The sequence below is a fragment of the Micromonospora sp. NPDC002411 genome (genome assembly GCF_053592955.1).
On the sequence record NZ_JBSFBM010000035.1, the window covers coordinates 22,218 to 30,013 of the forward strand.

The 7,796-nt window shown below is 68.2% G+C and carries 5 protein-coding genes; 1 reads left to right on the forward strand and 4 read right to left on the reverse strand.

The features are described from left to right. Positions 1-8 precede the first annotated feature (8 nt). The 4 genes from ACWCO3_RS07190 to ACWCO3_RS07205 form a co-directional block, all read right to left on the reverse strand. Positions 9-836: an ABC transporter permease gene (locus ACWCO3_RS07190; RefSeq protein ID WP_145783771.1), complete on the reverse strand. Its 828-nt coding sequence runs from the start codon at positions 834-836 to the stop codon at positions 9-11. Then, a complete protein-coding gene (locus ACWCO3_RS07195) occupies positions 833-1,930 on the reverse strand; it encodes an ABC transporter ATP-binding protein (RefSeq protein ID WP_358075780.1) in 1,098 nt (365 codons plus the stop codon). Before ACWCO3_RS07195 ends, ACWCO3_RS07190 begins: the two co-directional genes overlap by 4 nt. An 86-nt stretch (positions 1,931-2,016) precedes the next feature. Continuing rightward, complete coding sequence (locus tag ACWCO3_RS07200) at positions 2,017-3,081, reverse strand: glycosyltransferase family 2 protein (protein WP_145783766.1); 1,065 nt, start codon at positions 3,079-3,081, stop codon at positions 2,017-2,019. A 159-nt stretch (positions 3,082-3,240) separates the two neighbouring features. Further along, the gene (locus ACWCO3_RS07205; protein WP_450008956.1) at positions 3,241-7,029 is read right to left on the reverse strand and encodes a DUF4082 domain-containing protein; all 3,789 of its coding nucleotides are present in this window, start codon (positions 7,027-7,029) and stop codon (positions 3,241-3,243) included. A gap of 261 nt (positions 7,030-7,290) precedes the next feature. On the opposite strand from ACWCO3_RS07205, the gene ACWCO3_RS07210 reads away from it, so the two are divergent. Further along, complete coding sequence (locus ACWCO3_RS07210) at positions 7,291-7,665, forward strand: DUF4259 domain-containing protein (RefSeq protein WP_358163638.1); 375 nt, start codon at positions 7,291-7,293, stop codon at positions 7,663-7,665. Positions 7,666-7,796: the final 131 nt, after the last annotated feature.

Here is a 7,796-nt window from a genome sequence, read left to right on the forward strand (position 1 = left end):
CGCCGCCGTCAGATGCTCAGGATGCCGAGCTTGCGGGCGAGTCGCAGGGAGCGGTCGAAGACGGTCAGACCAATCGCGAACATGATCACACTGAACCCGGTCAGGATCGCCAGCGAGAGTAGCGGGGACAACCCCTCGGCCGGCGGATCACCCATGAGCAGCTGCCGCTCGGCGGCGATGACGTAGGAGTGCGGCACGAGGTAGCTGACCCAGCGGATCCACTCCGGCAGCACGCTGATGGGGAAAAGGGTGCCGCCAAGCACGCCTGCGGCCAGGCTGTAGAGCATGATGACCGGCTCGCCGCGCTTGAACAGGATGATGAAACTGGCGGCGAGGGTGCCGATGGCGTTGCAGGCGGCTATCCCGACCAGGAACACCAGCAGCGCGAGGGGGATGGACCGCCATTCGATCTGGGCGCCCAACAGGCTGCCGAACGCGATCATGAAAGCCGCCATCACGGTGCCGGTGACACTGCGCCAGATGTTCATCGCGATCGGGATCAGCGCCCACGGCACGGGCTCCACCAGGTAGGTCTCGAGTGTGCCGCGTTCCTGCGCGAACTGGAGCCGGTTGGTCAGTGCGGTCAGCGCGTCCTGGAAGCCCGCGGTGACGCTCGCGCCGATGAGCATGAAGGCGAACGCGTCGGTGGCGTTCAGGAACGTGCCCTGGAAGAAGTAGAGCAGCACGGGGAAGACCACCGCGGCGTAGCGCAGGATGGTGGTCGCCGGGAACATCCGCTCTTCCACCAGGTCGATGCGGACGTAGGCCGCACAGGTGTCGAGCGACTTGCGCCAAAGGCCACGACGGCCGATCGGGGCGGTGTAGGCCAGGCTCATGTCGCTCCGCCTTCTGCGGTCTGGTCGTGCCGGTAGGCGCGAGCGATGAGGTCCCGCAGCGGCATCGGGATCTCGCGGACGTGTCGGACCTGCCGGGTGCCGGCACCAAGCGCGGCCAGCACGTCGCCCGCTCCATCGCGGGCCTTGAGCCAGCACCGGACGGTGGGCCCGTCGACGGTGAGCTCCAGGCCCAGCGATGTCAGGCCCGCGGCCGCCTGGTCGGCCGCGTCGGTGGAGGCGAAGACCAGTTCGAGTTGTGGTCGTTCCCACTGTTCCCGCAGGCTGTCGAGGTCGCCGAAGTACTTGACCCGGCCCTTGTCGAGTAGCAGCGCCTGCGAACGTAGCGCCTCGATCTCTTCGAGGCGGTGCGACGAGATCAGCACCGCGAGTCGCTCACGCTGGACGAGATCGGTGATCAGATCGAGGAGCCCGTGCGCGGCGATCGGATCCACCGCGCCGGTCGGCTCGTCGAGGATGAGCACCCGGGGGCCGGACAGCAGCGCCCGTGCCAGCCTCAGCCGGGCCTTCATGCCGGCCGACAGGCCGGCGACGACCGTGTCGATCCGCGACTCCAGATCCACCGTCGCCAGGACCTCGGGAATCCGGGTCGCCATCAGCCGCGGTGACATGCCCTGCAACCGGCCGTGCATGTGCAGGTTCTCCCGGGCGGTGGCCCGCATGAGCAGGCTCCGGTCGTCCGCGGGCATCCAGCCGACGACCTGGCGGATCTGCTCCGAGTCTCGCTCGACATCGAGCCCGAGGAGGGTGCCCGTGCCGCTGGTCGCCGTGGTCAGACCGACGATTATCCGGAACAGGGTGGTCTTACCGGCGCCGTTCGGGCCGACGATCGCGCAGATCTCGCCGGCGCGAACGGTCAGGTCGATGCCGTCGAGCGCGATGACGTCCGACGCGATGTGCGTCCGCGCCAGGACCCGCATCCACCGCGGCGTCGGCTCGTACACCTTGCTCAGGCCGGACAGGACGAGGACCTCCTCGGCCTCGGCGGGTGAGTGCGCGCCGAGGCGTTGTGCCCGACCGAGGCCGTCCTCCGGGGTAGGTGTTTCCGATCGCCCGGCCGACGGGAGATCGGCCACGCCGACGTCAACCGTTCGCTCCGAAATCGCCGACATGCCGTCAACCGCCCCTTCGCCCTCGTGGTTCTGCTTGTCCGCCGCGCCGGTCAGACTCGGATGCCCCGCCAACGCCACCAGCCCCACCGCACCCGGCGATCCACCCGGTCCGCCAGCCGCCGCAGCCAGGGTGGGCGCTCAGGCCGTCGTCCGCGGCGTACATTGCGTTCGTAGCGCCGCCAGAGCCGCGACCCCCGCGCCTCGGCGTCGATGCTCTCCGCCAGGGCCGCCAACCGCTCGGGCAACTCGTCGCCGCTGTCATTGAACTCGTAGGCACGGCACGCGAGGGACAATGCCGTCTGGGCGAGCGCCGTGCGGGCCGCGGTGTGCAGGTGACGCACCGGCTCGACCCGGTCGCCCTCCTCGGCGAAGAGGATCTCGAAGACGGTGTGTCGCTCGGTGATGTCTCGGATCATGCCGCCGTACTCCTGGACGTGCATGTTGGCCCCGTGTACGCGGTAGAAAGCCTGGTCGACCCCGTTGACCCGGCCGACGTGGGCGCGGGCGGCGGCGCGTAGCCAGAGCAGGAAATCCGCGGCGTGCGGCACCCGCGAGTCGTATCCCTTGAGGTCGTGCATGACACTCGCCCGCATCACCACCTCGGGCGTCGACACCGGGTTGGTGGCCCGCCCGCAGTTCTCCCTCAGCCACTGCTCGCCGGTCCAGATCGTCCACGAGGTCGCCCGGGTCCGCGGGGTGGGCGTGCGGTCGTTGAACGCCGCGGAGAACCCGTAGACGAACCCGACCTCCGGATGCGCCTCCAACAACGCTGTGGCCCGCGCCAACGAACCGGGCGTCAACAGGTCGTCCGCGGAGAGCAGGACCAGATAGTCGCCGGTCGCCTTCGCCAGGCCCTCGTTGTACGTGGCGAGATGACCCTGGTTGACCACGTGCTCGATCACCTGGACCCGCGGATCCACGGCGATCGTGCGGGCCACCTCGACGCTGCCGTCGGGTGAGGCGTCGTCGACGATCAGGACATCGACGTCCACGCCCTCCTGCGTCAGAATGCTCTGCACGCAGGCCGGGAGATAACGGCCGTAGTTGTAACAGGGAACCACGACGGAAACGGTCGGTCGCCGCCGCAACGGGCGTGGCCGTTCCCGCGTCACCACGCGGTGACGCTCACGTCGGCGAGGCTCACCAGGACTCCCTCAATCGCCTGTCTACAGAGATCCGCGCAAGCAGGGCCGCGCCGCTCCTCAAGGTGCCGTACGTCTGCGCTGACGCACAACCTCCGACTGCGTGGAGCTGCTGTCCGGTAATTGACTGCGTCACGTGTGCGGGCGGAATACGACGTCCACCCAGAAGTTGTGCGAAGCGGCAGAATCGGGGAAGCCGCCGCCGTAGCGGAAGCCCGCTCCACCTGCCGGTATGTGCAGTGGTCCCCGATCAATCCCCTGGCCCGAGAAGGCGTTCAGATTGACCGCGTACTGCCCGACCGAGGTCCAGTAGGAGACGACATACGTGGTCCCCGCCGAAATGTTGACGGGTTGTGAAAATGTGGCGACCTGCCAGCCGGATCCGGTCTCGTTCGTGAACGACGCCGTCGCCAACAGGTCTCCGCCGGAGGTCCACAGCGTGCCGGTGTGCAGCCCGTTGTTGTCCGGCCCCTTGAAGAATCGCACCCCCGTCACCGAACCGCCGACGTCCGCGGTGAACCGCGCGCCGACCTCGATCGAGTTCGGGTCGCTCCAGCTCGGATGCTGCGGTGTGTCGGTGTCGCTGAACAGGCTGACCGGCGGACCCAGCGGTGGAGTCGGGCTGGGGCTGGACGTCGGCGTTGGTGTCGGTGTCGGGTCCGGGCCGGGCGCCGAGTCCGGCACGAAGAGCGGGTCGACCCAGTAGTTGCTGGACTGGTACGAGCTCTGCGGGAACGCGTGCCTGCCGTAGTTGTAGACGCCGTTGGCCGTGGTCGGCGGCGCACTGAGCGGTCCGTTGGTCCAGAGCGTCGAGAAGAAGTTCGACGTCGACGCGTAGTGGCCGTTGGGTGCGAAGTAAGACGCGACGTACGTGGTACCGGCGGCGACCGTGATCGGGCTGTCGAACCGCACGCTCTGCCAGCCCGAGCCCGACTCACCGGAGAACGTGGCACGGGCCAGCAGCGTGCCGGAGGCCGTCCAGAGGCTGCCGGTGTGCGTACCGCTGTTGCCCGGGCCCTGGTAGAAGCGCACCCCGACGACCCGTCCGTTTGTCGACGGGACGAACTTCACGCCCAGCTCCACGGCGCTGGGGTCGCTGTCCGCCGCCGACTGCGGCGTCGCGTTCGGCGGGAACATCGTGTAGATGGCGGCGTACGCGTCGGTGGTGAACGACCAGACGGTGGGCTGGTCACCCGGGTTGCCCTGGTTGTCGACCACCGTCACGGTGGCGGTGTAGAGGGTCGCGGTGGCCAGGGCGGTCGACGGGGTGAAGGTCACCGTCTTGGTCGCGTCCTCGTATCCGACCGTGCCGGCGACCGGCACGCCCGCCTGGTTGCGGAGGGCGAACTGGATGGACGTCGGGTTCAACGGCTTCGAGAAGATCACGGACGGACGTACCGTGATCGGCACTGTGGTGGCGTTCGCCGACGGTGCGGTTGTCACCGGGCTCGGCGCCCCGGCCGCGCTGTCGATGAACGTCACGTCCACCCAGTAGTTGACGTCCTTGTACGTCAACGTCGGGAAGCCACTGCCGTAGGCGAAGACGCCGTTGCCCCGGGACGGAATGGAGCGGGGAGCGATCAGCGGAGCGGAGTTCACGTCCCGGCCGCTGAACGCCAGTGGGTCGGCGGCGTAACCGCCGTTGGGTGCGGTGTAGGACGCGACGTACTCCGTGCCGTGGGTGATGGGCACAGGGCTGGCGAAGGCCAGCGTCTGCCAGCCGGCGCTGGTCTCCCCGACGAACGTTCCGGTGGCCAGCCGGGTACCGGTGCTCGTCCAGAGGCTTCCGGTGTGCGTGCCCGTGTTGGCTGCGCCCTTGTAGAAGCGGACGCCGGTGACGTAGCCGTCGTTCTGCGAGGTGAATCGCACGCCCAGTTCGACCGGAGAACTGTCGTTGACCGCCGGATTGTCCGGCACCCGGGAGCCGAAGAGGGTGCTGGGACCGGCCAGTTTCAGAGTGATCGTGGACGGCGTCGCCGGCATGTTGACGCTGTCGTCGATCGCCCGGACCCGGAGCACCTGGGTGCCGGCGCCGCTGGCATGGAAACTGTACGACCAGGACGTGGTGCCCTCGGCGGCGTGCCAGGTGGCGCCGCCGTCGGTCGACACCTCGACGCCCGCCACCCGGCCACCACCGGCGTCGGCGGCGCTGCCCTGCACGGTCACCAGGGAGCCGTTGGTGACCGTCGAGCCGTTCGCCAGTGAGGTGATGGTGACCGTGGGAGCCACGGTGTCGGTGGACTCCGACACCGGCTCGAGGTCCGGCATCAGCGTCGCCGGCTGAACCCCCATGTCAGCGAAGAGGTTGACGGTGGCCTGCTGCATGCGGCTGTCGGCCGGCGAGGTGGTGCCGTCGTGGACCGGGTCCAGACCCCACGCCCACTGGACGGTCCCGGCGCCGAACACCAGAGCTCCGCTGGCGGCGCGGTACATCGTGAGGTGGTGCGTAGTGGCACCCGGGGTGACCGTGTTGCCGAAGTCGCGCAGGTATTCCGGTGTTGATCCGGTCGTGGTGGAGAGCCGGATGAGGCCGGCTGGCCGGAATCCGTTGTCCACGTCCTCGTCGGACTCGTAGCCGACCGTGTGCGGAGCGAGCGTCGCTGTCTGGCCCGACCCGATACTGTCGAGGCCGGTCTTCCGCCACAGCCGGAACTTGCCCTGGTATTCGGGCACTTGTAGCGCGAGGTCGGTGTTGTTGCTCATGTAGGCGGTGCCGGTCAGCGCGTTCTCCGGCTGTCCCGCGCCGTTGCCGGGCTGGATGAACCGCGGGTCTCGCCAGGTGCCGGTCCACTCGTTGGTCGGGTCAATGTCGGCGTTGGCCCAGGTTTCCTTGTAGCAGACCAGCGTGCGGTGCGGGGTGTTGGTGCCGTCCACGCTGGGCGCGAGCCGGGTCCGCCAGTAGACCTCGTTGCCGCTGAAGAAGGCCAGGTTGACGCCGGCATCGCGGGCCGCCTCGACGTTGGCGCGCTCCGGGCCGGACCAGTACTCGTCGTGTCCGACGGAGAGGAACACGTCGTGGTTCTTGATGAGGTCGCCACGTCGGTCGGTGTCGATGTCGGTGGTGTAGCTCACGTCGTACCCGTTGCGCTCCAGGAAGCGGATCATGGGGTACTCGTTGCTGAACAGGAAGTCACGGCCGTTGCTGCTGCCCCGGGTGGAGAACGGCCGGTTGTAGCTGACCTCGAATGCCCGGCCGTTCTGCAGCGCCTCGTAGAAGTTCCCGCCGCCGTAGGTGTTGTAGGCGTGCCAGGTGGCATCGGAGGTCTTGAAGAAGAGGCTTGAGGTGCTGCTGTCGTTGCGCACCACGAAGGTGATGTGGCTCGCGCTGCCGGTGTCGACGTCGGTGCGCTTCAACCGGGCGACGTACACGCCGGAGACGGCGTCCGGCGGGACCTGCCACGACGCGGACACCCGCCAGTTCCCACAGTCGAACATCTGGGTCTCGTGGTTGGTGATGCACTCGTCGGGTTGGTGCTGCGGCAGTGTCGCCGACGGCGTCACCGGTGTGATCCGCCGGGCGCCGGCGCCGCCGTACCAACCGAGGCGGTAGATGTCGATGGTGTACGCGCTCGACACGGTGTCGATCTTGAAGTCGATCCGCTGGCCACGGTTCACGCTGATGTCGGTGGCGAAACCCTGGATCGTCCAGTCACCGAAACCGTCGATGTCCCACTCCGAGGCCGGTTGCCCTGCCTGAGCGTTCTCGCAGACCACGGGATTCGGACTGCAACTGGCGGCGGCCGGGGTCGGGTCGGCGATCGTCGCGGCGATCGTTCCGGCGAGGACCACGCTGACGGCGACCAGAGCCGCCAAGCCGGGCCGCATCCGGCGGTGCACACCGCCTGTGGTGGCCCAACCGCCGGCCGGTGGTGGGGTGCCCGGCAGTGCCGTCCGGAGCAGTGGCTGGGTCTTCATCGCCATCGGGCACCAACCTCTCGTGACGAGACGGCACGGCGCCTGCCGGGCGGCTCAATACTGAAAAATAGAGAACCTCTCATCTCCTGCCAACGGCCGTCCACACTGGCTGTAACACCGGCCGGACGCCAATTGCCAACCGATCAGGCACGCTTGGTCGGATGGCAGACAGCTGAGGCGGATGAGCAGGTGGGCCTGCTCTCACGCCACCTGTCGTGCCGGCCTGGTTCAATCCACCGGACAAGCGGGCACGACAGGTGGGGGACCATGGGAAGCTGGGGCAGTGGCAACTTCGACAACGACACCGCCGCGGATCATCTGGGGGTCTTGACTGACCGCCTCGTCGCCGAAGTCGCCGAGGCGATGTCCGGCGACCCCGTCAGGATCGAGCCCGATGAGTACTGGGGCGTGGCCGTGCCCTGCAACCTCGAGCTGCTCCACCTCATTGCGCAACAGGACTACGTCGGGGCCAACCTGCCCGACTCGGACACCATCACCGGCTGGAAAACCACGTTCCTGGCCGTTTGGGATGGGGCCATCGACGACCTGGAGCCCACACCCGGCCACAAGGAACAGCGGCGTGCCCACCTCGTCCGAACCTTCGACCAGCTCGCCGAATTGGCCAAGTCCGAACAGGCGTAACGCTCCGAAACCCGCCCCAGGGCCTGTTTCACAAGGGCGAGCTGGGCGAAACAGGCGCTAGGGCCTGTTTCATAAGACCTGGCCGGCCTGCGGCGGGCCCGGACGACGCCCGGCGGCGTTGCGGTTTCGTC